Raw genomic sequence first — 23,502 nt, 5'->3', positions numbered from 1 at the left:
CGTTCGGTCGCCTGGCCCGGCGGTTAGTGTCGAGGTGATGGGGTGAGATGCGATGAACGACGGCGGGTATGGCGGCTCGGGGGGCCGGGGCGGCGGTGACGTGTTCGGCGCCGATCCCTATCCGGAGCCCCCAGTCATTTCGGCACCGCCGCCGCCTCGTCAGGAAGCGAACACGTTCGCCACGCTGTCGGTGGTGTTCGCGTTCGTGTTCGCGCCGGTCGGTGCGGTGTTGGGACATCTGGGGCTGTCGCAGATCCGGCGCACCGGGCAACGCGGCCGCGACCGCGCGCTGATTGGGCTGACGCTGTCCTACGCGTTCATCGTCATTGTGGTTGTCGCGGTGGTCGCCTGGGCGGCGATGAGCATCGGATCCGAGCGGTCCTCGACGATCGCGTCGTCCCCTCCTCCTGCATCGACGAGCACCGCGGAACCGGACGAGCGGCTGGTCACGGCCGCCCAGTTGCCGCAGTTACTGCTGGGCCTGGACGAGGTCAAGCAGGCGGTCAACGCGCCCGCTCTCGCCGAGGTCGAGGATGCCCGAGGGCTGAGCGGCGATCAGGGCATCAACGTCAACCCCCGCGAATGCATCAACGCGTTGTTCGGTGGAGGTGCGTCGGCATATGAGCGCGGCCCGTCTCGCGCGGCGTTCACGCGGGCCCTCTCCGGGGACGGTCAAAGCGGCATGATCCTGTTGAATCAGACGGTGTCGACGTTCGACAGTACGGCCGCGGCAACGCATTTCGTCTCACGCATGGTGGGCCAGTGGCGCGGTTGCGCGGGCCGGTCGGTGACGCTGATCGTCGACGGCGAGCCCCTTGTTCTCGACGTTGGACAACCGCTTGAAAACGGCACGGTCATCGTGTTGCGGAACACGCTGCGCGGCGGCGTAGCCGGGTTCAGTACCGACCGGACCATCACGTCGAAGGCCAACGTCGTCATCGACCTGGACGCGCAGGGTTACGACCTCGGCGAGAGCCTGCCGACCATAGCGAACCGGATCGTGGAGCGGGTGCCGAACTGAGCGCTTACCGGGGCGGCGGTGATGGCGTGGTCACCACGTGCACGCGACGACGATTACTGATCGCGACGATCAGCCAGATCCAGCCCCAGCCGCCGCAAGCCCAGAAGGTCAGCAGCGTGAGGACCGCGTGCAGTGCGTGGTTGGGGCCGGTGACAACGACGCTGGTTTGCGTGGGCCACGGGTATGGTGGCGGCGCTGGTTGAGGGGGCGCGGCCATAGGCGGCGGTGGCGCGGGCATGGGCTGCAGCGGGGTGGCGCGGTGGTGTGCCGTCCAGTCGCGCCCGTCGAAGTAACGCTGGCCCGGTGCACCGCTCGGGTTGGGATACCAACCGGCAGGCGGCGAGGAACTCATGCCACCTCCCGTCACCGCGCGTTGCATTCCAGGCATCTGAAAATCGCCCACAGCCACGGTAGCTGAACTGGATTCGAGAACGCTCCAGCACCCGGAGGTGACAGGCCTCCCACCGCCCGCATAAGCACTCTGGGCATCAGCGCAAGTTGAGAATGGGCGACATCACCGACGCCAACTCGAGGTACGAAGCTGTGACGATGATGAGGCCGACAGCAGCGAGGGCCAGCACGCACGTGGCGATGCTGAGAGCCCAGGTGGCGGCCGTCAGCCGCTCGGTAGCCTGGCGTTCGGCGCGCATCCGGTGCTCTGCGACCCATACATCGAGATAGGCCTGACCCCAGGTCACGTTCCACCCGACCGCCCCTGCCGCGTCGGTCAGAATCCGACCGATCCTGGCGCGGTCAGCTTCGCTCATCTCGCTTATCTGGTCTTCCTTTGTGGTCATACTCGCCGAGAATAGGGCCGGCGACCGAACGGGCCTGCAGGTTCGCCCGAGACTCGGTACCGCCGGCTGCGCAATTCAATGGGCGACGAAGAGTTCACCATGAGGTCGGTGACCGCGCCGGCCGTTAGCGCCGCTTTGCTGGCCGGGCCCAGGTCCGGCCGGTGCGGGACGCCTGGGGCTTCCGCCACCGCCATCGGGGTTGTCCGCCACCAGAGGCGTCACGGTTGTGCCGGCTGATGTGCCGGCTTATCTCATCTGAAAACACCTTTGCAGGAGGTGATTCGCGCGACACTAAGATATGGCGAACAGAACCGCAGGTGCCACGACTTATTCTCGCCTGCAATGGCATACGGCCACCAACTCCGGGCGCCTGCGTTGGGCGGTCACCGCCCAACGTTTCGTGCTGCGCGCCGCCCTTGGACTCTCCATGACCGTCTCGTTGGCCTTCGCGTGCACCGACGACCCCACGGCTGTCGGGCAGCCGAGCGGTGGTGGGCCGGACGTCGTCGCCACCAATCTGGATGTGCCGTGGGGGATTGCGTTCCTGACCGACGGCAGCGCGCTGATCGCCGAACGTGACAGCGGGGCGATTCAGCACTTGTCGCGACCGGGCGTGGTCAACAACGTCGGTACGGTGGCCGGCGTCGTCGCGCGAGGCGAAGGCGGCCTGCTCGGCCTGGCCACCGCGGGTCAAACGGTGTTCGCCTACATCACGACCGCGCAGGACAACCGCGTGGTGACGATGCGCTTCGACGGGGCGTCGCTGAGTGAGCCGTCGGCGATTCTCACCGGCATTCCCGCGGGTTCGATTCACGACGGTGGACGCATCGCGTTCGGCCCGGACGGCAAGCTCTACATCACGACGGGCGAAAGCGGCAACCCGGGACTGGCGCAGGATCGGTCGTCATTGGGCGGCAAGATTCTTCGCATCAATGCCGACGGCTCGATCCCGTCGGACAATCCCGATCCCGCGTCGCCGGTCTGGTCTTTCGGGCATCGCAATATCCAAGGGCTGGCGTGGGATTCGGCCGGACGGCTGTGGGTCACCGAGTATGGCGCCAACCGGTTGGACGAGATCAACTTGATCCAGCCCGGCGGTAACTATGGCTGGCCGATGGCCGAAGGCCGCGCGGACACCTCGGGGTTGATCGATCCGGTGATCCAGTGGCCGGTCGACCAAGCGTCGCCGTCGGGGTTGGCGTACTTCGGCGGCTCGCTGTGGGTGGCGTGCCTGCGTGGTCAGCGGCTCTACCGGGTACCGGTCGGCGCGGACGGCTCACTGGCGGAACCGGCTGCACTGTTCGTCGGACAGTACGGGCGGCTGCGCACCGTGGCCGCCGCACCGGATGGTGCTGTGTGGTTCACCACCAGCAACCGCGACGGACGTGGCAGTCCCCGCGATGGCGACGACAAGATCCTGCAGTTCCGACCATGACCTCGGCTCAGAACGGTGCCGCGCGAGCGGATCTGGTGTGTGAAGGCGGAGCCGTTCGCGGTATCGGGCTGGTCGGCGCGGTCCACGCACTCTCCGCGGCGGGATATGAATTCCCCCGGGTCGCCGGGTCCAGCGCCGGCGCGGTCGTCGCGTCCATGGTGGCGGCGCTGCAGGCGGCTGGAGAACCACTGTGACGCCTCGACGAGCTCGCGCAGAGTATCGACTACTCGAAGTTCGCCGATCCGACGCTGCTCGCACGGATACCGATCGTCGGCCCGGCGCTGTCGCTCGTCGCCAAGGACGGGCTGTACAAGGGTGACTACCTGGAGAGCCTGCTGACCGGGCTACTGGGTGATTTGTGTGAAGAGCGTTACTCTTGATGCCTGGTCGTCCGTAGCCGCCTAGGCCAGTGCGCCGCGAATCCAATTGTCCATGAGACAAGATCTAGGTTTGCTGCGCGCTGCTGGCCAGCCCGTCTAGCCTAGGACCGTGCTGGCCATCCCCACCCTAAAGCTCAGCTATAGCAATCTGCTGCTCGCCCGCCTTTGCGAAGTCGGCGCGGCCAACACCGAAGAACTCCTCGGTGACGATCCAGCGCAACTCTTCAAGTCCGGGGGTTCGGTCGAGAGCCCGAGAGAGCGGGCTCGTGATTGTCTCCGGTTCGCGCAAATGCTCGATCTGGTCGCGGAGGACGAGCGCAGCTGGAAGCTCACTGCAGCGGGCAACGAATACGCCGAAAATGTCGACCGAAGCAACCCGTGGATCGTTAATGACATCCAGGCTGGCATCCTTCGTGACCGTCTATCTGGTAGCGCTCCGCTGGCTGGGGACGTTCGCATTGCTCTCCATATCGTTCGTGATTTGACCGCCGGCTTCTCTAACGCCGATCTAGCGCGCGCGTTAGCGGAGTATGCGAAAACTGACCAATGGCAAGCGGATCGGACCTTCGAGTCGCAGGGTGCCCGCTACCGAGAGCTCCTGACAGAGAGTGGGCTTATCGATAGAAATGGTGAATTAACCGAGCATGGGATCGCATTCCTCGGGCAACAGGCTTCGGTCTGGTGGGTGAATCAAGGAGCTACATACACGAAGGAGCGCGATGGGGGGTTCCTCTGGGCGCCGATGCTCAATAAGGCGGGCCGCCCGCAATACCACTGGGACACAATGGATGAGGTCCGCGAGGGTGACGTAGTTCTGCATTACAGCAATGGCTCGTTGCGTGCTGCAAGCCATGTAAGAGCAGCAGCGAGGCCGGCGCCGAATCCGCTCGGCGACCAAGCCTGGGAAGAAGCGGGCCGCCTGGTCGAGACGCAGTATCAAGAGCTGAATGAGCCGGTCGCACTCGCCGCTATCAACGAGGGTGCCCGGCAGAGGCAAGGATCGCCGTTCACAGTCACTGGAGCCGTGCAGCAGGTCTATCTCGTCCGCCTTCAGGGGGACTTTGTCAACGAACTGGCCCAGCGGTTCCCCGAGCTCGCCGCGCACTTGCCTTCTATTCCGGCGACTGCAGGGTCAACCTCGACATTATCTGAGGCGCCGATGCCGCCCGAACTGTTTCGTGACTTCGCCGACGCCGTGGAAGCCTCTGGACTCCGCTTCCCGGCGGGTTCGAACCTCGTTCGATCGTTTCTGAGCAGTCTGCTCGCCAAACCCTTTGCGATCCTGACGGGACTAGCCGGTTCGGGCAAGACTCAGCTCGCGATGAGACTAGGTGAGTGGTTCGGCACAGACGAACACGGCCGTCATCGCCACGTCGTTGTACCCGTTCGGCCTGACTGGACGGGGCCGGAATCTATCTTTGGGTATGAGGATGCGCTACGTACGTCCGCGTCTGGAGCGCCGGTGTGGTTCGTTCCAGAAGCGTTCGAGTTTGTTCTTCGGGCAGCGAAGGACCCCGAGCACCCGTACTTATTGATCCTGGACGAGATGAACTTGGCCCACGTCGAGCGGTATTTCTCGGACTTCCTCTCTGGGGTCGAGTCGCGACGTCCTGTCTTACCGGACCTGATCTTTGATCAACCGTCTCGCCAGTGGGTCCTACGCGACGTGGAAGCGCAAAGGCTGCCGTTGCCACGCAATCTTTTCGTTGTCGGCACAGTCAACGTGGACGAGACGACCTACATGTTCTCGCCAAAGGTTCTCGACAGGGCCTTCACCTTCGAATTCCGGGTGACCTCTGACGAACTCGACGCCGAGCTTCAACGGCCCGTTGCAGCGCCGGCCGGCGAGGACCACCGAGTACGCGCCTTCGCGTCGCTGGCCGAAAGGGATGATTGGCAGCGGCAGCATCCTCATCCGGCGCGCGATGAGATCGTGTCGATGCTTCGAGAGGCGCACGTGATCTTGGCTGAGGCCAGTCAAGAGTTCGGGCACCGAACGCTGTATGAGATCCTGCGGTTCTGCGCGTTCTTCGCAGCGACCGGAGACACCGATGCGCATACCGCGCTCGACCTCGTGCTGATGCAGAAGGTTCTGCCGAAGGTGCACGGGTCGCGACGGCGAGTGGAGCCGGTTCTCAGTGCGCTGAGTGCGCTGACAATGGGAACCGGCCCGGTCCCGCAGCTGCCTGTGACCCACAACAAGATCGGCCGCATGATCGAGTCCGTTCGCGCAAATCAATTCGTCAGCTTCGCTGAGTAGTCATGTCTCAGGAACCGATGCAGTTGGCGCTTCAAACTGTCGAAGGCCACGTCGTCGGTGAGCTGCTGGTCGCCAATCTTCCCGGTCGGGAGGACACGACCTTATCCGCGAGCGGTGACGTCGCGCTGCGTGAAGGCGGGATATACCGCTACGAAATAACCACCGACACAACGAATGTAGACGTTGAGCCGCGCGAGTTGTTTGATCCCGACGATGAGAGTTGCAAGCGAGGGCGGCTACGTCCCGGTCAAGCCGTTGGGCGTCTCCGGATTCAAGTCTTTGACCGCGTGACGGGGCGGCGAGGGACGACTGATGTCGACGTCCTGGCCGTCAAGCTGGATCACGAAGCTGAATATCGCCAGATGCTGACCGACATCTCCTCATTCGCTGCTGAGGCGGTGTTGCAAGGATTCGCGCCAAGCATGTTGCATCTTGCACCTAGCGAATTGCCTGCCGAACTGCTGTACCTCCGATTCGCGATGATCGCGGCGTACCTGCAGGACCCAGCGTTCGCGGCCGCGATTGCGCGTGTCACTTCGCAGCCACACCGCACATGGGTGTCCGAGCAAGAGATTCGTCCGATTGGATCACCGTTTCCAGCGGGCGCCGCTTTCCGTCGCGCCGTCTGCGTCCCCGGTCGGCGGGTGCCCTGGGCGGGTGGTCCGACCAAGCTCGCGTCTCTGCCTGCCGCTCTGAGCCGTTACCGCACCGAAGCGAGCGTCGACAATGCGGCCAACCAGTTTGTCAAATTCGCTTTGGAGCGTTGGCGAGCCGTCGCGTTGGAGTTGCTCGACGTGCTATCTGGAGCGTCGCAAAAGGTCGAGTCAGGACCGCTGCGCCGAGGTCAACAAATCGCTACTGACGTCGGTGCCCAACTCGACGAATACCTGGCGCACCCACTCTTCCGAGAGGTCAGTTCTTTACGAATAATGCCTACTTCGGACCAGGTGCTGCTCAAGCGCGCAGGCTACCGGGAAGTCTTTCGGACGTTCGCGATGACTGAGTCGGGCCCAACCGTGCACATCACTCGCGGGGATTTGGCCGACGTCTTTGCAGCTTCACAACGCAACATCGCAACGCTCTATGAGTTCTGGTGCTTTCTCGCCGTAGTCGATTCGCTTGGGCGAGTCTGCGGGGAGGACCGGACGGCGCGTGCCTTCACTGTCGCTGGGGATGGCCTCTCCATGACTATGCGGGCAGGCCGCTCGTCGAAGTTGTCGTGGTCGGTCAGACGAGGTGGCCGGCCCCTTCGTGTCGAGGTTTTCTTCAATCGAACTTTCCCCGGAGCGGATGATCGACAAGGGTCATGGAGTCAAGCGATGCGCCCCGACTGCTCCGTGCGCATTCGACCAGAAGGCAGCACGCCTTCGCGCGTCCTTTCGCAAGAGCTCGAAGTTTGGCTCCACTTCGATGCGAAGTACCGTGTCGACAATCTCCTCGCACAGCTGACACCAGCACGTGAGTCGGATGACTTTTTCGAGGAATCGACGACCTCGAGCAGTGCTAAGCGCGACGACCTACTCAAGATGCACGCTTACCGAGACGCGATCGCACGAACGGCGGGAGCGTACGTGCTGTACCCGGGTTCAGAGATCAAAGACATTCGACGACATCCGGGCTTCAACGAAGTATTGCCCGGCCTCGGCGCCTTCCCGCTGAGGCCGAGCAGCGATGGCTTGGCATCGTCATCGCAAGCCCTAGACCAATTCTTGAACGATGTACTGACCCATGTCGCCAGTCAGGTCACGTGTGATGAGCGGCAGCGCTTTTGGACCGCGACTGTACATCGACCTGGTGAGCCGACCCTCAAGTCATCGTTGACAACGGACTTTCTGGACGAACCTCCGGCCGACACGGATGTGCTTCTCGGTTTCGTCCGAGATATCGAGCAGCGCCAATGGATAGAACGGGTGAGGCAGTACAACATTCGCGCCGGAGATCGGGCTGGCGCCGTCGAAGTCGGCGGGCGGGAGCTCGGCGCGAAGCTGCTTCTCTTGTACGAGAACCGGAACAGCGCCCTACACGTAGCCCGCGCCGCGAAGGTAGTGCGGTGGCGGCCAGCAACGGCGGCCGACTTGATCGCGACTGGGTACCCCGATCCCCACGGTGACATCTACTTCGTTGCCGACCTCGAGTTCGTCGAACACCTTCCCACGTGGGCCAACTCGATTGACGTGGAACTTCTAACGACGAACGTCCGTAACGGGGCGCCGCTTGTCGTGACCTGGTCGGACGTAATCCGTGCTGCGTCGGTCATCGAACCCTGAGGCGGTGGGCCGATCCGGACGCGAGGCCTCGGTCGGTAGGGGCGACCGCGTGCCCAGTTTCTTCGGGCGTGCGGGGCACCCTCACTTCGCGGATGCAACCTACAGGCTCCGCCCGCACGCCCGATGCTCCATGTACCGCTGACACTTGGCCGAATGCGGACGGCGGCCCGAGCCCATTCGTATGACGCAACTCGCACGAAAAGGCGCCGTGGTCCAGCGAAGTCACGAGAAGGTGCCGGTCAAGCGGAAGTGCAATCGAGCACAGGGTGCAAACGCCTGGTTGACTGCTGTGCAGCCTCGGGGGTTCGACAAGAGGCTGCTGGTAGTCAGTTCGGCGCGATCCACCAAGGTGAGAAACCGATGTCGAGCCGGACGCTGGTCTTGTAACCCGACCACGTCGGCACACCCGCCGGCTGCCCGCGGTAGATGCCGCGGGCCGCCGCCACGACGCGCTCATACTGCGTTGGCCACTGCAACTCCGTCGCGATGTCCTCCAATACTGATAACCGCTTCTCCTCGAGGGCACGGTCGACCAGCGGCATCGCAGGTAACGCATTGCTCTTGTCGGCGTTGCACCTACGGCATGCGAGGACCAGATTCGCCAGGCCGTCGATTCCCACCAGCGACCACGGCAGCACATGATCGATCGGGTTGTCGATCGGATTCGGGGGTAGGTGCGTGCCGCAGTAGAAGCAGTGCGGCCCGAACGCTTCCCGATAGGGCGCCCTGACCGCCGCCAGTGCGGCGCGTTCCCGGCCAAAAAGATGCCCGCCGACATCGGGCACGTCGGACTTAAGGAACTTGTTCATGTGTCGCACATCCTCGACCCACATGATCTCCAGCGCCGGCTTGAGCAACCCGGCCAGCCGCGCCAACCCGTACGCGACGCCGGGCTTCAGCTCGATGGCATCCCCGTGAGCCCGAACCGTGGAGCGCGACACGTTCTCCCCGAGGAAAGAGTCGTCATAGAGGAAAGGGTCGCTCTTGGGCGAGCCCGGCAACTTCTGCAGCCGCGGGAGTGGCTGCTTGATCAAAGCAAGCGCGATGCGGTCGACCGCCTCCGTGTAGGCAACGGGAGCGCGCAGCATCGCGGTCTCGAGTGACATCTGACTGTTGTCGGCCTTCGCTGACGCCCGGAAAGCTTTCGTGGCGTCAATAATTCGGGTCCTGCTGCCGGTTCGGCGCTGAGCGAGCTCCTGTCCGAGAAAGGGCCGGACTTGATGCCAGTAGAGCGCCAGGACGCGGTGTGCAAGTACCGGGATCGGAACGGTTAGCGTGTCGTCCGGATGGGGTGGCAGATTCTCGATGGAGTGCTCGATCAACGCCATTAGCGTCGCCAGCTTGTAGGTCGCGTCCCGCTGGCCCTGCTCGAGGATCGCGATCACGCGCTGACCGAGCAGTAGCGGATCACTCGCCACTGCTCCACCAGCCCGCGATCGTGTCGCGTCTCAGCACTCGTCCATTATTGACCGGCGAGCGGGCCTCGACGTGAAGTTCTCATGCGGAGTGGGAGGTCAAGCCGCGCGCCGATCGATCAACCTCGTCGGCTCGGCGGGCAGGGCGGTGGCTGCCTTCAACAGCTGCTCGTGATTGTTGCGGACACCGCGGTAGGTCAGCAGGTACTGGTCGATCTGCTCGCGGCGCAGCGGCCGCGCCCAGATGTTCTCACTGGGGATCTCGATGCCACTGTCGTTCGATTCCGCCCGCTTGCGCGCACCGATGCGGTAGCCCGCGACCGTCGCGATCATCAACACCACCAGGCTGGCCCCGATGATCCCGGCCAGCGCGCTGCCAGCGGCCAGCGCGTACACGAACGTCCCGAGCGCCACGAACATCAGCAGCATGCACACGTACGCCACATACGTCAGCGAAACCCGTCCCAACGCCTTCAACATCAGAATCACCTCTCAGTAACCTCAGAAACGCTACGCGTATCGTAGCGCTACGCCTAGTGTAGCGTTTCTCCGGTCGAAGATATTCCCGGCGTGCTAGGAGGAGGGCCGATGGCGCAGCGACGCGAGGTCGACGACGCCATCACCGACGCCACCCTGGCGCTCCTGCGCTCAGGCGGGCCCAAGGCCGTGACCGTCGAGGCGGTAGCCGCACGCTCGGGCATCGCCAAGACCACCATCTACCGCCGGCACCACGACCGCCGCGACATGTTGTCCGTCGCCCTGGAGAGGATGACCACTCCCGAACCGCTCGCGGCGCAGACCGAGGCGCCCGACCGGCTCCGCTGGCTCATCCGCGAAGCCGTCAAGACCATCGAGGTCGGCATCGGCTTCGGCGGCCTCGCGGCGATGCTCACCGACGACGACCCCGACTTCACCAAGCTCTTCCGCCGCATCCTCGCCCGCCAGCGCGCCGAACTCGAGTCGGTGATCGACGCGGGCAAGGCCGACGGGTCGTTCCGCGCCGACCTCGACGGCGCCACGCTCATCGACGCGGTAGTCGGTGCCGTCATCGCCGAACGCGCCCGGACGGGCCGCGTCGCGAACGGCTGGGAAGCGCGACTGTTCGATCTGTTCTGGCCGAGCGTGCGGGTCTAATCAGCCGAACACACGGCGGCCCGGCTCCTTCAGGACTCAGCCCGATTGAGATTGCGCTGGCGGCGGTCATTTCGCCGATTCCGCCGCCATGGACGCCGTCTCAACGCTAGAGAGGAGTCGTGGCAACCCGAAGCGAGGACGAGATCCGCGGCGCCCTCGAGCACTGTTACGCCTCGATGGAAGCGCTCTGTGCCGACCTCAGCGACGACGAGTGGCGGGCGCAGTCCCTCTGCCCCGACTGGACGGTCCGCGGCGTCGTCGACCACGTCACCAGCATCGAGGCCGTCATGGCCGGGTGGTTGCCCGAGGACGACACGACGCTTCCGTCGTTCGACCGGGCCGCGGAGTTCATCGCCGACCCCACTCCGTACCTCGAGAAGATGCGCGCGGTCTTCGACCTACGCCGGCGCGACCTGGCCGCCCTGTCCCGTGAGGACCTCGATCGCCCGTCCTGGATGCCCGTCGGCCCTGGCACCTACGGCCGGTTCCTTCAAATCCGCGTCTTCGACATCTGGGTGCACGAACGCGACATCACGACCCCTCTCGGCCGCACGACCGACGACACCGGCGTCCCCGCGGAGATCGCGCTTGCCCAGGTGGAGAACTCGATCGGCTACATCGTCGGCAAGAAGGTCGGCCTGCCCGAAGGCAAGAGCCTCACGTTCGACCTCACCGGACCCATCGTCCGTCAGCTGCACGTCGCCGTCGACGGTCGGGCCGCGCGGGTCGAGCACCTCGACCACCCCGACGTGACGGTGACGACCGACTCGACGACGTTCATCCAACTCGCCTGTGGGCGTATCGATCCGCAGGCTCAGATCGACTCCGGCACGATCACTTGGCGGGGCGACGACGAACTCGGTGACCGCGCCGCCCGCAACCTGAGGTTCACGATGTGACGAATCGTCCTGTCTCCGTCGACTTTCACTTCGACGTCATGTGCCCGTACGCGTATCAGACGTCGCGATGGATCCGCGAGGTGCGCGACCTGACCGGCCTCGAGGTGAATTGGCGCTTCTTCAGCCTCGAGGAGATCAACCGGCAGGACGGCAAGAAGCACCCGTGGGAGCGGGAGTGGTCCTACGGCTGGTCGATGATGCGCATCGGCGCGCTGCTGCGTCGGCAGTCGATGGTCGACGTCGACGCGTGGTACGAACGGGCGGCGCGGGCACTGCACGTCGAAGGGCACAAGCCGCACGAAAAGGCCGTCGCTCGAAGCCTTTTGGAGGAACTCGGCTTCGATCCCGAGCTGGTCGACCAGGCCATCGCCGACCCGACGACCAGCGACGAGGTGATGGCAGACCACCAGCGCGTCGTCGACGCCGACGGCTACGGGGTGCCGACCTTGTTCTTTCCCGACGGCCAGTGCCTGTTCGGGCCGGTGCTCATCGATCCACCGGTCGGTGAGGCGGCGGTGCGGCTGTGGGACGCCGTCGTCGCGTGGACGGAGTTCCCGCATCTCTACGAGTTGCAGCGGCCCAAGACGCCCGCCGACCAGCAGGCGATCGTCGAGACCTTCCGCCCGTACCTGGAGGCCCGAGACTGGGTGTCGATCGACCGGGGCAAGGTCGTCACCTTCGACACGCCGCGTTGAGGCTAGGCGGGGTCTGATGGTACCGGTCACGGTACTGAATTTGGTACCGTGCCTGTATGCCGGCCTTGAACGTCAACTTCAGTGACGCGGAGATGGAGCAGCTGCGAACCGCGGCCGCGGCGGGGGAGCTGTCGCTGCGCGCGTTCGTGCACCGCGCCGCCCTCGATGCCGCCAGCGATCACAAGCGGCGCGTGCGCGAAGCTGCGCGGATCGTCGCAGAACGCAGCGCAGAGCTCAACCGCCGTCTGGCGTGACCGAATATCTGGACCGCGACGACGTTCTCGTCGCCGGTGCTGCGGCCGTGGGGGTCGAGCTGAGGGTGGCCGACTACGGCCTGCTCGACGCGGCGGTGACCCGGCCGCAGGCCACCGCCTTCGGCGTCGACGCCTATCCCGACCTGTTCACCAAGGCGGCGGCGCCGCTGCAGTCCCTGGCTCGTAACCATGCGCTGGTCGACGGTAACAAGCGCACCGCATGGGCGGCCGCGTGGACGTTCCTGTACATCAACGGCGTCGAGTTGGCCCCCGACTTCGATGTCGACGACGCCGAGAACTACATGAATGCCGTTGCCACGAATGCAGATCTGCAGCTGGCAGAACTCGCGGAGAAGCTGCAGGCGTTCGCATCCGGATGACGGCGCCCTGAGCTCTGCGCGCGCTGCGCCAGAGTGTGGCCCACGAATAGGGCACCATGGTGACGTGCCGCTCTCTGAAACCGCGCTGCTCGAGGTGGCCGGCGATCTGGTCTACGCCCGGGGCGAAGACTACGTCCGTTATGTCCGAGGGCTCCGCACAACCGACTTCAAGGCCTACGCGTCGATCCAGGCCAAGAACGTCTACACCGTGGAGCTCGACTGGTCCGGTCGGCTACCCGACGGGTCCTGTACCTGCCCGCATAATGCCGACGGCAACTTCTGCAAGCATCTGGTCGCGACCGGACTCGCCGCGATCGACACCGGACGAGTCGCGGTCGACGACACAGCCGACGGTACGGCCGAGGCAGCGCTGGAAGCAGTCGTGCACGCGATGGATGTCGGTGAGTTGCGTGAACTGGTCGTGACACTTGCGCAGCGCGACGGCGGGGTCCGCCGCATGCTGGAGATTCGCGCCACGACGGCCTCAGGAAGCGATGCGCACGCCAAAGCCGAGCTGGAGGCCTACGTGCGAAACACGTTGACGTTCCGCGGCTTTGTCGACTACCGACGTTCCTTTGAGGTCGCGGAAGCGGCCAGTGAAATGCTCGACGAACTCGAGAACCACGTGAACAGTGGGGCCGCAGAAGTCGCGCGGCCGGCGTTGCTGCGCGCACTGACCCGGTTGCGCAAGATCATCGAGCAGGTTGACGACTCCTCGGGTTCGATCGGTGATCAGTGCCAGCGGGCCGCCGAGCTTTACGCGCGGGCCTGCCGACTGGGTGAGCCCGACCCTGTCAAACTCGCGACGTGGCTGGTGAAATTCCGCGCTGACTCGCCAGGGTGGCCGCACCTGGTCTTGGCGGACTTCGTGGACGCATTCGACGAACGGGCACTCGCGACCTACCGCCGTGCGGTGGCGGCGCTCGACCGGAAGCTCGAAGGTCTGGATCACTGGAAGCGGTTCGAAGTCGACGCCATGCTGCTGGAGCTCGCCGATCACGACGGCGATGTCGACCGGGCCGTCCACTTGCTCGCTCAGGGAGAACACCCGCAATACGGTGCGATTGTCGACCGGTTGCGGGCAGCCGGTCACACCGACGAGGCGGTGGCATGGATCGATCGAGCCGTTGCCGATGGACGATTCTCGAGCCACGGCGGTGGCAACGAATTCTGGTTGAGCCCGGACCATGTCGCCGAAACCTACCGGGGACTGGGTCGCATCGACGATGCGGTCGCCGTCCTTCGCGCGGACTTCGTCCGAGCGCCGTCGGTGGGCGCCTACCGTGTCCTGCTCGACTTCGCGGCCGGCGTCGACCGCCTCGATTCCGAACGCACCTGGGCCTTCGACCACGCGCGGCAACTGGCGGCCTCTGACCCATTCGCCGCCGGCGCGGTTCTGGTGCAGCTCCATATGAGCGAGGGCGATATCGATGCCGCGTGGCAGGCCGCCGACCGTTACGGCCCCGGCTGGGCGTGGCGGGAACTGGCCGTCCGCGGCGCCGAGGCTCGGCCGGTCGAGGCTGCTGACCTGTACCGGCTGCAGCTCGAGAAGGATCTGCGGCACCCCAACTCCAAGCTTTATCCCGACATCGCCGCGACGTTGGCGACTATGGCCGAACTCTATGAACGAGGCGGCCGCAGCGCCGATTTCGCGTCGTTCATCGCGCAGATCCGCGAGGACTACGGCAGGCGACCCTCGCTGATGAAGGCGCTGGACGCGAAGGGGCTCTAAACGGCGGGGTTGAACTGGCGGCCCGGCATCAAGCACCGTGGCGCCGTAGTACAAATCGGTGCTCGGCCGACGCTGCATCTGCGATTCGCGCGACGGGGGTTTCCAGACCTGCGACCCGGCTACACGTTTAATTCCACCGTCGCAGAGCTGAACTTTGTCCACCCGGTTGTTGTTTCGGCCGCGACCACAGTCCTACCCGCAGTCTTGACGTGGTGGGCCGCTCAAGTCCGTCGGCATACGTCGCGCCGCGTGCGATGATGGCTCGCATATCCCCGAAAGCAAAGGAGCTTCAGATGGGATTCGAGCGAATCGACGACCTGCTGAACGGCGTGACCGCCGATGGATCGCTGCACGGGGTCGGGGCCACAGTGGTCGGCCGCGACGGCGTCCTCTACGAGCATGCAGCTGGAGATGCCAAGCCCGACACGATGTTCCGCAACGCATCGATGACGAAGGCCGTCGCGACCACCGCGGCGCTGCAGCTCGTCGAGCAGGGGCGCGTCGACCTGGACGCGACTGTCGCGTCGATTGTGCCCGAGTTCGGCGAGCTCCAGGTGCTGGACGGCTTCGAGGGCGGGGAGCCGGTCCTGCGCGCGCCCAGGACGCCGGCGACCGTCCGGCACCTGATGACCCACACGGCCGGCTGCGGCTACCACTTCCTCAACGAGAAGCTGTTCGCCTTCTGCGCCGGGCAGGACTTTCCCAACCCGCTCGAGGGAAAGAAGCAGAGCATCAGCGCGCCGCTGGTCCACGATCCGGGCACGGTCTGGGAGTACGGCCTCAGCACCGACTGGGTCGGCATGGTCGTCGAGGCCGTGAGCGGCCAGACACTGGGCGACTACCTCGCCGAGCACGTGTACGGCCCGCTCGGCATGACGGACTCGACGTTCGCCCCGAGCGACGAGCAGCGCGCGCGGTTGCTACCTGTCCTCTCCCGAGGGCCGGACGGCAGCCTGGCGCCGACCGAGCTCGACCTGTCGGTCGAGCAGGAGTGGGACGCCGCCGGCCACGGGTCCTACGGGACGATCGGCGACTACGGGCGTTTCGTACGCGCGTGGCTCAACGGCGGCGAGCTCGACGGCGCGCGCATCCTCAGAGAGGAGACGGTGGAGCTCGCGTTGCGCGACCACCTCGACGGGGCGCCGCTGCCGAAGAAGTTGGAGCCGACCGTCCCCGAGCTGGCCAACCCGGTCGAGCTGCTCGACGTGCCGCAGGGGTGGGGTCTCGGGTTCCACCTGTACTTGGCCGATCTGCCCGGCATGCGCAGCGCCGGCTCGGCCGACTGGTCGGGGCTGTTCAACAGCTTCTTCTGGATCGACCGCAAGGCGGGGATCGGTGCTGTGATCGCGACGCAGCTGCTGCCGTTCTTCGACGACAAGATGGTCGAGACAATCCTCGGCTTCGAGGCGGCGGTCTACGCGGAGCTCGGCACGGCGATCTCGTAAGCAGCGACGGCCTACGCCGCCACCAACGACCCGAGGTTGACGTCGGGGTTGTCGCGTTGGAAGCCCTCGAGCCGCCACGGGGTGGAGAACAGCACGAGCATCACCCCGTCGCTGCGGGTCAACACCTCCGCCGACACCTGCTTGTCCATGAACGCCGCGTCGGCGGGGTCGACAATCCGCGCGACCTGATACGGCAGTGACTCCAACGCGATCGGCGCGCTGAACTCGGTCGCCATCCGGTGGGTGGCCACCTCGAACTGCATCGGGCCGACCGCGGCGAGCACCGGCGCCTGGTCGCCGCGCCGGTCTGAGCGCAGCACCTGCACGACGCCCTCCTGCTCGAGCTGCTCGATCCCGCGGCGAAACTGCTTGTGCTTGCTCGGGTCGCTGCCGCGCGCGACCGCGAAGTGCTCGGGGGAGAAGCTCGGTATCGGCGGATACTGCACGGGCACATCGCGAAACAGCGTGTCACCCGGGCGCAGCGCGGCGGCGTTGGCCAGCCCGATCACATCACCCGGCCACGCCGTGTCCAGGGTGGTGCGCTGCTGGCCGAACACCGACTGCGCGTACTTGGTGACGAACGGCTTCCCGGTGGCGGCGTGGGTCAGCACGTCGCCGCGTTCGAAGGTGCCTGAACACACCCGCGCGTAGGCGATCCGATCGCGGTGTGCGGAGTCCATGCCGGCCTGCACCTTGAAAACGAAAGCGCTGAACGGTGATTCGGCGGCGCGCCGGACCCCGTCGACGTCGAGCGCCCCGCTGGGCGGCGGCGCGAGCTCGACGAGCACATCGAGGAGCTGATTCACGCCGAAGTTCAACGCCGCCGAGGTGAACAGCACCGGTGTGGCCGCGCCGCTGAGGAACTGCTCGCGGTCGTAGTCCGAGCCGTCGGCAGACAGCAGCTCGGACTCCTCGACGGCGTGGTTCCAGTCGTCGCCGGCGGCGCCGTGCGCGTCGGCCGCCGCGATGTGCTCTTCGGGGGCAGCGGTGGCGCCACCCGCGGTGCGGGTGAACCGGATGAAGTTTCCGCTCCGCCGGTCGAGCACCCCCTTGAAGTCCCCGGCGATGCCGACCGGCCACGTCAAAGGCGTTGGGCGCAGCCCGATCCGGGCCTGGATCTCGTCCATCAGCTCCAGAGCGTGGCGGCCGGGCCGGTCCCATTTGTTGATCACCGTGATGATCGGGATTCCACGGTGCTTGCACACCTGGAACAGCTTCAGCGTCTGCGGCTCAAGGCCTTTGGCCGCGTCGATGAGCATCACCGCGGAGTCGACGGCCGTCAGCACCCGGTAGGTGTCCTCGGAGAAGTCGGCGTGGCCGGGGGTGTCGAGCAGGTTGATGACGCACGTGCGGTACGGGAACTGCAGCACCGTCGACGTGATCGAGATGCCCCTGGCCTTCTCCATCTCCATCCAGTCCGACACCGTCGCCCGCCGGCCCGCTTTGCCGTGGACCGCGCCGGCTTCGGTGATGACCCGGGCGTGCAGCGCCAGCGCCTCGGTCAACGTGGACTTACCGGCGTCGGGATGGCTGATGACGGCGAAGGTCCTGCGGCGGCCCGCCTCGGCGGAGACACGGCCAGGCGGCGAGGGATCGGCGCTCGGCGCAGCCGTCAGAGCAATCTCGGTCATAGCTTCAGCGATGGTATTGGCTTCGGGGTTCAAACCACCAATCGGCACCACTGCGCATGATGGACCGACGGTTAACCTCAGGTATTCGCCGGCCTCCGGAACGCCTTTGACGGCCTGTGCTGTCGTCATGACAGCAGCCCCTGGAGTCGTGCGGCGATCGCGGTCTCGCGCAGGGCAGCGTGGGCACTGTGGCGAGGGTGCCAGCCGAGTTCCTTGTGCGCTTTGGTCGTCTCCAGGACGAGCGTTTTACGCATTGCGTTCACCCACGCGAGGTCCTGGGGCAGGAACCGCTGCAGCCGTTCGATTGCCGCGGCCGCGATCGGCACGGCCTGGCGCGGGATCGGCAGCGGTCGCCACCCGAGGGCGTGGGCCACTTCGCTGAGCGAGACCGGATCCGGCGCGGCGAGGTTGTAGATGCCCGGGGTCCCCTGTCCCTCGATCGCCGCCACGAGCGCGTCGGCCACGTCGTCGTGGTGGACGAGCTGCATCGCCACGCCGGGGTCGGGAAGCATCGGCCGCAGCCATGGCAGCGCCTTGACCAGCTGCCGTTCGACCGGGAACCGCCCACCGATCTGAAAGCTCTTCGCGATGCTGTCAACCAGCAGCAGTGCGTCCGGACCGGCAACCACGACGGGCCGGAAAATGTACACGTCGACACCTGCCGCGCCGAGGATCTCCTGCAGGAGCGCCTCGAGCTCCGCCTTCTGCGCCGAGTAGTAAAACGCCTCGCTTCCACGCGGCTGCACCGTCTCATCCACGTGCTCCGGGGTGTCGTCTCCGAACCCGTAAGCGGCGACCGAGGACGTGTACACGAAGCGCCGTACGCCGGCGGCGGCCACCGCCTCGAACACATTCCGTGAGCCGCAGAGGTTGACCTCGCGGGTTTGCTCCCGGGTGCCAAAGATCAGGAACGCCAGGTGCACTACCACGTCGGCGTCGGCGACAAGGGCGGCGACGGAATCGGGATCGAGCACGTCGCCCTGGCGGTAGGACACCTTGCTCCACCCGTGCGCCTCGGGATCGAACGGTCGGCGCGCCATCCCCAGCACGCGCGTGACGCGGTCGGAACCTTCGAGCGCACGGAGCAGGGAGCGGCCGATGTCGCCGGTCGGTCCGGTGACCGCAACGGTCAGCCCGTCCGTGCCGGTCATGACGACCCACCGGTCGCCGTTCCCGAAGTCTCTGCCGCCCGCTGCAGCGCGCCAAGAGCGTCGCGGATGTGGCCGGCGACATCCCGGATGTCGGGCATCACCTCCCAGTCGCCGATAAGACAGAAGCCGAGCTTGCCGTTGTAGGAGAGGATTCCGAACCCGAGGGTGTGGGCCTGCGGCGTAGGCGCGATCGGCAGGAAGCTGACGAGTTCGCGCCCCAGCATGTGCAGCGGGAACTGAGGTCCGGGAACGTTGGTGACGATGAGGTTGAACAAGCGGGTGGAGAAGTTCAGCCGCGCTGCCTGGGCCAGCAGCGTCGGCGGCGCGAACTGCTGCATGCCCAGATAGGCCTCGACGCCGAGCACCTGCTTCGAATTCTTCAGGTCGTTCATCGCCGCACTCACTGTGCGCAGCCGCTCGACCGTATCCGCGACGCCGACTGGCAGAGGCGCGCGCATCGCCGCGATCCGGTTGCCGAACGAATGACGCTCGGTTTCTTCCCGGACAGACTTGGGCACCATTGCCTGCAGCGTGAGGCCGTCGACCGGATAGCCCCGGTCCAGCATCCAGCTCCGCAAGCCACCCGCGACCGCCGCGATTACCACGTCGTTGACGGTTCCGCCGAGCGCGCTCTTGATTCGCTTGACCTCGGACAGCTCTACTTCGAACCAGGTGACCCGCCGGTGCGGACCGTGCGGGACGTTGAAGGGGGAGGGCGGGGCAGTGTCGACCACGGCGCCGAGGAAGTCCCGTAAGCCTTGCAGGTATTCGCCGGCCACATGGAGGGCTCGGCGGGGATGCGGAACGGCCTGCAACGCTCGTTTGGCGACGGACCACTGCCCCCCGATGAGTTCACGCAATTCGGCGGAGGCAAGCTGCGCTCCGGTCGGCTCCGAAGCGGGCTCCCAGTCCGCGTCAGCGCCGTCCCGGGTGGCACCGTCGGGGTCGGCCTCGAGCGAGTCCAAGAGCAGGCTGGCGACGTCCACTCCGGCGATCCCGTCGACGAGCGCGTGATGGGTCTTGGCGATCAGCGCGAACCGATCGTCATCGAGTCCCTCCACATACCACAACTCCCACAGCGGTTTGGAGCGGTCGAGGCGCTGTGAACAGATTCGCCCTACCAGCGTTTCGAGGTCATCCGTCGATCCGGGTGCGGGCAACGCGGTGTGGCGCAAGTGGTAGTGGATGTTGAAGTTGGGGTCGTCGACCCACAATGGGCGCCCCAGCCGCAACGGGGAGCCGGCGAGCTTCTGCCGGTAGCGCGGGACCAGGTCGAGGCGAGACTGAATCCGCGCCACAACTTGCTCATAGGGCGGTGGCGGTCCCTCGAAGATCAGAACACCGGCCACGTGCATGTGTCCGCCACCCTTTTCGAGGGTGAGGAACGAATTGTCGGTGACGTTCAAGCGGGCCGCCGTCGTAGGCATCACCGCATTCTAGGGAGCGTGAGTCGGGGCGCGGGGGCCGCTCGCGACAGCAATCGCACCTGATCTTGCCCGTCACGATTTGCAGCCGGTTGTCCACGTCGGTTCCGTAGAGCGTCGGGCCGTGACCGCGCCGGCGCGGGTCGCCGAGAAGGCACGCGCGCGGGTGTCTGTGAGAGGATTCGAGCATTCGCATCGGCGTGATGGTGCGATCCGCGGGGGGCAAGGGGCCCACGCCACCGACAGGGAAGTCGGACGGCGCCCCGTCACGCCTGGACATACCCCGGAGATGTTTGGAGTTTTCGATGGGCGCCCACAGGAATCTTGAGTCCGATCGCGCCGTCTCGCCGGTTGCGGCCTCGCTCATCTGGCTCGGCGGCGGCGAGCGACGTGAACGCGGCGCACGCCATGAGCGGTCCACGCTCATCAGCGCCGGAGTCGTGGTGCTGGTCGCTGCGATGCTGGCGTGGCTGGTGGCAGCCGCGGCCCTGGCCGGGCCGACGTCCTGGCCGACGGTGGCCGTCGTCGCGGTGACCTCGACGTTCGGGCTGCTGGTCGGAGCGTTGAGCCGGACGATCGCCTCCGGCGTGGTCCACGGTTCCGGCGTAGTGGGCCGCGCGGCTGTCGCGGTCGCCGTCGGGCTTGTGGTCGGCGAGCTCGCCGCGGTCGTGGTGTTCTCCGGTTCGATCGACCGGCTGCTCGACGCGCAGGCCGCGCGCACCGCCGAGTCCGCTCCCGCCGCCGCTCAGGCCGCCGCGGACCTGGACCGCACCCGCGCCGCGCGCGGCGAACTCGACGCGGCGGTCGAGCAGGCCGTGCGGCGCCGCCAGGAAGCCCTGGTGGTGGCCCGCTGTGAGTTCAATCCCAGGCCCGACTGCCCACAGACCTTCATCACCGGCGTGCCCGGGGCCGGACCCGAAAACCGGACGGCTAACGACTACCTCGCCGACGCTCAGCGGGCGCTCGACGCCGCGTTGGCCGAGCGAGACGGTCGTGCGCCCGCGCTCGATGCCCAGATAGCCGACGGCGAGCAGGCGCTGGCACAAGCCCGGCAGGGCGCGATGGCCGATGCGGATCGCGGGCTGGGCGCTCGATGGGTCGCCATGAACGACCACACGCTGGCCAATCCGGGCGCGTTGGTGCTGCGGCTCGTCGTCGACGGTTTCTTCGTCCTGCTGAGCCTGCTGCCGCTGGTCCTTCGGCGGTGGCGGGGCGAAACGTCCCAGGATCGCGGGCTCGCCGCCGACGTCGAGCGGGATCGGGCGGAACTGCAGGCCGACACGGCGGTCGCGGTGAAGCGGGCCGAGGTGCGCGCGGCCATCGACACCATGTGGGCCGAACAGCAACTGGCCAGCGCCCGCATGGCCGTCGAGGCGCAACTGCAGATCGACCGGGAGCAGGAGCGCCGCAGGGTGATCGAGGCGATCGACCCGGCACTGCACGCGCGGTCGGAACGCATCCCCGAGGTCGAGGACGTGTACCTGCCGATCGCCGCCGAGGCCGAAGCGGCGAGCCTTTCCGCCGCCGAGTTGCCGGCCGTCGAAGACGACGGGAACCCACCAGAAAACCTTCCCGCGCGGGACGAGCCCCAGTCGGTGGAGCCCACCGCCGGACGGCCGCTGATCCCGGTGATTCCGGACGTCACCCGCGCCGCAGCCCGGTGGATTCGCCCGCTGGTGCCGCCGATCATCGTCAACGCGATCGACACCACCACCAAGCCGCTACGCGGTGCGCGACAGATCTTCGAGGAGACCGAGGAGATCCACTTTTCGCTGCGACGCACCCGCAGGGTTACCACCCAGGTGGAGGAAACCGATGAAGCTGCCGGAGACCGTGTTCCAAACGCGTCGACCGTCAGAGCCGACGATCGCGAGCACGACTACGGACGGCTCGGCGCCGATGCGGGCCACGCGGCCATGACGAGGGGCGAGGGCCGCGCCGAACTCACCGGCAGTGGGCGGCGTGAACTGAGCGGGCATCGCGGTCCCCGGGAACTGCCGCCCGGACGTTAAAACGAACTCGTTCTCGGTACTCGACTCGCCGGCGGGCATGACCTGACCATCGCCGTCCGGATCGACCACGACATGTTGTCGGGCGTCGCCGATGCCGGTGCCGTACCGGAACCGATCGACGACGCTCTCGCGCGGGCAGCCGAATCCAGCACTGGCACTCTCGTTTTCGAGATGGCGCGCGCCAGATCGACCTACGAAGCACTCGGGTGAGCACGGAGGTGCTGGCGGGCGACGCTGCGCCGTAACGGCTGCAGCCCGCGGTGTCGACGGGACTGCCCACCGCACTTCGGATCTGGCTATGTTGGCCTGCGGCCGTCGTCGACACGCGTACGGAGGTCGGCGAAGGTCTGTCGTCGGTCGACGAGGTCCTGGCGGAGGCCGGACTCACCGTTTCGCCTCGATGCGTCTGCGGTCGCCTCCACCGCCGCCCGCCGAGCGCCCGGGGTGGTGGGCACCCTTGGCCCCGACACCGCTCATTTCCATGATTCACCGCGGTGAAAGCCCGCTGTTGTCCCTCGGCGAGGTCCACAATGGGCAGATGACCGCGGCGGGGAAAGGGGACAGGAAATGAAGACCCTCGAAGGCATACTTTCCAAGCATCCGTTCTTCGCCGGATTGGATCCTCGTTACATCCAACTGGCCGTCGGATGCGCGGCGAACGTCCGTTTCGAAGCCGGCGAGGTCATCTTCCGCGAAGGCGAGGAAGCCAACAACTTCTACCTTATCCGCGAAGGCAAGATCGCGCTGGAAGTCTTCAGCCCGGGCCATGGCGGCCTGACCGTTCAGACCCTGCACGACGGCGAGATCCTCGGCTGGTCATGGCTGATCCCGCCGTACCACTGGAGGTTCGATGCGCGGGCGGCGGAGACGACACGGGCTATCGCCTTCGACGGAAAGTGCCTGCGCGATAAGTGCGAACAGGACCACGAAATGGGCTACGAACTGTTGAAGCGAATCGCCTCGATCCTGGGCGAACGCCTGGATGCGACACGATTCCAGCTTCGCGGTCTCTACGGCGTCGCCACTTAGTCCTCCCGAACGAGCGCGGCCACCTCGCCGCAGAGCCGCGGATCGCCCTCGGTGTTCGTCAGCGTCGGCGGCGCGAACCGACGGCTCGACGCCGCCACCAATGCGCCCTCGTGCACAGGACCGTGTTCGACCAGGGAGGGG

20 protein-coding genes and 1 pseudogene are annotated in these 23,502 nt (G+C 66.2%); 14 read left to right on the top strand and 7 right to left on the bottom strand.

Annotation, left to right across the window (positions count from 1 at the left end; translation table 11 throughout):
* Positions 1-52 precede the first annotated feature (52 nt).
* Positions 53-1,021 (top strand): sensor domain-containing protein, encoded by a 969-nt coding sequence (locus ABGB19_RS22600; RefSeq protein ID WP_347688225.1) that lies wholly within the window; start codon positions 53-55, stop codon positions 1,019-1,021.
* A 4-nt stretch (positions 1,022-1,025) separates the two neighbouring features.
* Here the strand turns inward: ABGB19_RS22600 and ABGB19_RS22595 are convergent, their stop codons facing one another.
* Together ABGB19_RS22595 and ABGB19_RS22590 are read right to left on the bottom strand one after the other, a co-directional pair.
* Positions 1,026-1,373: a DUF2510 domain-containing protein gene (locus ABGB19_RS22595; protein WP_347688224.1), complete on the bottom strand. Its 348-nt coding sequence runs from the start codon at positions 1,371-1,373 to the stop codon at positions 1,026-1,028.
* Positions 1,374-1,509: 136 nt separating this feature from the next.
* Positions 1,510-1,818 carry a hypothetical protein gene (locus tag ABGB19_RS22590; RefSeq protein ID WP_347688223.1) on the bottom strand — a complete coding sequence of 103 codons (309 nt, stop codon included), beginning with the start codon at positions 1,816-1,818 and terminating at the stop codon, positions 1,510-1,512.
* 427 nt (positions 1,819-2,245) lie between these two features.
* On the opposite strand from ABGB19_RS22590, the gene ABGB19_RS22585 reads away from it, so the two are divergent.
* From ABGB19_RS22585 to ABGB19_RS22570, 4 genes and pseudogenes are all read left to right on the top strand, one after another.
* Positions 2,246-3,253 carry a PQQ-dependent sugar dehydrogenase gene (locus tag ABGB19_RS22585; RefSeq protein ID WP_347688222.1) on the top strand — a complete coding sequence of 336 codons (1,008 nt, stop codon included), beginning with the start codon at positions 2,246-2,248 and terminating at the stop codon, positions 3,251-3,253.
* Positions 3,250-3,612: pseudogene (locus tag ABGB19_RS22580) on the top strand (patatin-like phospholipase family protein); the annotation flags it as partial. The gene ABGB19_RS22585 and the pseudogene ABGB19_RS22580, both read left to right, overlap by 4 nt.
* A gap of 130 nt (positions 3,613-3,742) precedes the next feature.
* A complete protein-coding gene (locus ABGB19_RS22575; protein ID WP_347688221.1) occupies positions 3,743-5,893 on the top strand; it encodes a hypothetical protein in 2,151 nt (716 codons plus the stop codon).
* A 2-nt stretch (positions 5,894-5,895) separates the two neighbouring features.
* Entirely contained in the window at positions 5,896-8,160 is a 2,265-nt protein-coding gene (locus tag ABGB19_RS22570) for a DUF2357 domain-containing protein (protein ID WP_347688220.1), read from the top strand.
* 326 nt (positions 8,161-8,486) lie between these two features.
* On the opposite strand, the gene ABGB19_RS22565 is transcribed toward ABGB19_RS22570, so the two are convergent.
* Complete coding sequence (locus ABGB19_RS22565; protein ID WP_347688219.1) at positions 8,487-9,578, bottom strand: HNH endonuclease domain-containing protein; 1,092 nt, start codon at positions 9,576-9,578, stop codon at positions 8,487-8,489.
* 96 nt (positions 9,579-9,674) lie between these two features.
* Entirely contained in the window at positions 9,675-10,055 is a 381-nt protein-coding gene (locus tag ABGB19_RS22560; RefSeq protein ID WP_347688218.1) for a hypothetical protein, read from the bottom strand.
* 108 nt (positions 10,056-10,163) lie between these two features.
* On the opposite strand from ABGB19_RS22560, the gene ABGB19_RS22555 reads away from it, so the two are divergent.
* The 7 genes from ABGB19_RS22555 (at position 10,164) to ABGB19_RS22525 (ending at position 16,114) form a co-directional block, all read left to right on the top strand.
* Entirely contained in the window at positions 10,164-10,709 is a 546-nt protein-coding gene (locus tag ABGB19_RS22555; RefSeq protein WP_347688217.1) for a helix-turn-helix domain-containing protein, read from the top strand.
* Positions 10,710-10,828: 119 nt separating this feature from the next.
* The gene (locus ABGB19_RS22550) at positions 10,829-11,608 is read left to right on the top strand and encodes a maleylpyruvate isomerase N-terminal domain-containing protein (protein ID WP_347688216.1); all 780 of its coding nucleotides are present in this window, start codon (positions 10,829-10,831) and stop codon (positions 11,606-11,608) included.
* A complete protein-coding gene (locus ABGB19_RS22545; RefSeq protein ID WP_347688215.1) occupies positions 11,605-12,303 on the top strand; it encodes a DsbA family protein in 699 nt (232 codons plus the stop codon). Before ABGB19_RS22550 ends, ABGB19_RS22545 begins: the two co-directional genes overlap by 4 nt.
* A 56-nt stretch (positions 12,304-12,359) precedes the next feature.
* A complete protein-coding gene (locus ABGB19_RS22540; protein WP_347688214.1) occupies positions 12,360-12,557 on the top strand; it encodes an antitoxin Phd in 198 nt (65 codons plus the stop codon).
* Complete coding sequence (locus ABGB19_RS22535) at positions 12,554-12,937, top strand: type II toxin-antitoxin system death-on-curing family toxin (protein WP_347688213.1); 384 nt, start codon at positions 12,554-12,556, stop codon at positions 12,935-12,937. Before ABGB19_RS22540 ends, ABGB19_RS22535 begins: the two co-directional genes overlap by 4 nt.
* Positions 12,938-13,001: 64 nt before the next feature.
* Positions 13,002-14,669, top strand: coding sequence for a DUF6880 family protein (locus ABGB19_RS22530; protein ID WP_347688212.1), 1,668 nt, complete (start codon positions 13,002-13,004; stop codon positions 14,667-14,669).
* Between the two features lie 293 nt (positions 14,670-14,962).
* Positions 14,963-16,114 (top strand): serine hydrolase domain-containing protein, encoded by a 1,152-nt coding sequence (locus tag ABGB19_RS22525; RefSeq protein WP_347688211.1) that lies wholly within the window; start codon positions 14,963-14,965, stop codon positions 16,112-16,114.
* An 11-nt stretch (positions 16,115-16,125) separates the two neighbouring features.
* Here ABGB19_RS22525 and ABGB19_RS22520 read toward each other — a convergent pair whose 3' ends face one another.
* The 3 genes from ABGB19_RS22520 to ABGB19_RS22510 form a co-directional block, all read right to left on the bottom strand.
* Positions 16,126-17,745 (bottom strand): peptide chain release factor 3, encoded by a 1,620-nt coding sequence (locus tag ABGB19_RS22520; RefSeq protein WP_347688210.1) that lies wholly within the window; start codon positions 17,743-17,745, stop codon positions 16,126-16,128.
* Between the two features lie 125 nt (positions 17,746-17,870).
* Positions 17,871-18,896 (bottom strand): NAD-dependent epimerase/dehydratase family protein, encoded by a 1,026-nt coding sequence (locus ABGB19_RS22515; RefSeq protein WP_347688209.1) that lies wholly within the window; start codon positions 18,894-18,896, stop codon positions 17,871-17,873.
* Positions 18,893-20,323 (bottom strand): wax ester/triacylglycerol synthase family O-acyltransferase, encoded by a 1,431-nt coding sequence (locus ABGB19_RS22510; protein ID WP_347688208.1) that lies wholly within the window; start codon positions 20,321-20,323, stop codon positions 18,893-18,895. The genes ABGB19_RS22515 and ABGB19_RS22510 overlap by 4 nt, the downstream gene beginning before the upstream one ends.
* Before the next feature lie 302 nt (positions 20,324-20,625).
* On the opposite strand from ABGB19_RS22510, the gene ABGB19_RS22505 reads away from it, so the two are divergent.
* Positions 20,626-22,332 carry a DUF4407 domain-containing protein gene (locus ABGB19_RS22505; protein WP_347688207.1) on the top strand — a complete coding sequence of 569 codons (1,707 nt, stop codon included), beginning with the start codon at positions 20,626-20,628 and terminating at the stop codon, positions 22,330-22,332.
* 567 nt (positions 22,333-22,899) lie between these two features.
* A complete protein-coding gene (locus ABGB19_RS22500) occupies positions 22,900-23,361 on the top strand; it encodes a cyclic nucleotide-binding domain-containing protein (protein ID WP_347688206.1) in 462 nt (153 codons plus the stop codon).
* The last annotated feature ends 141 nt before the right edge of the window (positions 23,362-23,502 follow it).

It is taken from the genome of Mycobacterium sp. B14F4 (assembly GCF_039871645.1).
Taxonomy (GTDB): Bacteria; Actinomycetota; Actinomycetes; order Mycobacteriales; family Mycobacteriaceae; genus Mycobacterium.
Note: the sequence above shows the minus strand (reverse complement) of the source record. Positions and strands in the feature narration are given on the sequence as shown.

Excerpts from the sequence above, each read along its gene's own strand:
- ABGB19_RS22590 (WP_347688223.1), bottom strand. The coding sequence starts at position 1,818 with ATGACCACAAAGGAAGACCAGATAAGCGAGATGAGCGAAGCTGACCGC.
- ABGB19_RS22500 (WP_347688206.1), top strand. The coding sequence starts at position 22,900 with ATGAAGACCCTCGAAGGCATACTTTCCAAGCATCCGTTCTTCGCCGGA.
- ABGB19_RS22510 (WP_347688208.1), bottom strand. The coding sequence starts at position 20,323 with ATGCCTACGACGGCGGCCCGCTTGAACGTCACCGACAATTCGTTCCTC.
- ABGB19_RS22555 (WP_347688217.1), top strand. The coding sequence starts at position 10,164 with ATGGCGCAGCGACGCGAGGTCGACGACGCCATCACCGACGCCACCCTG.
- ABGB19_RS22585 (WP_347688222.1), top strand. The coding sequence starts at position 2,246 with ATGACCGTCTCGTTGGCCTTCGCGTGCACCGACGACCCCACGGCTGTC.
- ABGB19_RS22525 (WP_347688211.1), top strand. The coding sequence starts at position 14,963 with ATGGGATTCGAGCGAATCGACGACCTGCTGAACGGCGTGACCGCCGAT.
- ABGB19_RS22560 (WP_347688218.1), bottom strand. The coding sequence starts at position 10,055 with ATGTTGAAGGCGTTGGGACGGGTTTCGCTGACGTATGTGGCGTACGTG.
- ABGB19_RS22515 (WP_347688209.1), bottom strand. The coding sequence starts at position 18,896 with ATGACCGGCACGGACGGGCTGACCGTTGCGGTCACCGGACCGACCGGC.
- ABGB19_RS22505 (WP_347688207.1), top strand. The coding sequence starts at position 20,626 with ATGGGCGCCCACAGGAATCTTGAGTCCGATCGCGCCGTCTCGCCGGTT.
- ABGB19_RS22600 (WP_347688225.1), top strand. The coding sequence starts at position 53 with ATGAACGACGGCGGGTATGGCGGCTCGGGGGGCCGGGGCGGCGGTGAC.
- ABGB19_RS22520 (WP_347688210.1), bottom strand. The coding sequence starts at position 17,745 with ATGACCGAGATTGCTCTGACGGCTGCGCCGAGCGCCGATCCCTCGCCG.
- ABGB19_RS22570 (WP_347688220.1), top strand. The coding sequence starts at position 5,896 with ATGTCTCAGGAACCGATGCAGTTGGCGCTTCAAACTGTCGAAGGCCAC.
- ABGB19_RS22595 (WP_347688224.1), bottom strand. The coding sequence starts at position 1,373 with ATGAGTTCCTCGCCGCCTGCCGGTTGGTATCCCAACCCGAGCGGTGCA.
- ABGB19_RS22540 (WP_347688214.1), top strand. The coding sequence starts at position 12,360 with ATGCCGGCCTTGAACGTCAACTTCAGTGACGCGGAGATGGAGCAGCTG.